The sequence below is a fragment of the Arthrobacter humicola genome (assembly GCF_022803015.1).
Taxonomy (GTDB): Bacteria; Actinomycetota; Actinomycetes; order Actinomycetales; family Micrococcaceae; genus Arthrobacter; species Arthrobacter humicola_A.
In genome coordinates this window covers 1-322 of record NZ_JAFKON010000065.1, presented here as the reverse complement: position 1 = coordinate 322, position 322 = coordinate 1, and the positions used below count along the sequence as shown (strand labels likewise).

1 pseudogene is annotated in these 322 nt (G+C 70.5%); it reads right to left on the bottom strand.

Going from position 1 to position 322, the window contains the following annotated elements:
• A pseudogene (locus tag ARTB_RS21460) lies at nt 1-322 on the bottom strand (serine hydroxymethyltransferase); the annotation flags it as partial.

Below are 322 nucleotides of genomic sequence, written 5' to 3'. Positions count from 1 at the left end.
TCAACCGAGGGGTAGAGCGGGTGGGCGGCGGCGAGGGCCTGAACCCGGGTGCGCAGACCGGAGAGGTCCGCGCCGGCGTCGGCGATCAAAGCCTCAGCGATGATATCGGCAACCTCGGCGAAGGCCGCCTCGCCAAAACCGCGGGTCGCCAACGCCGGGGTGCCGATCCGCAGCCCGGAGGTGACCATCGGCGGACGCGGATCGAACGGGACGGCGTTGCGGTTGACGGTGATGTCGATTTCCGCGAGCCGGTCCTCGGCCTGCTGACCGTTGAGCTCGCAGTCGCGCAGGTCCACGAGGACCAGGTGCACGTCGGTGCCGC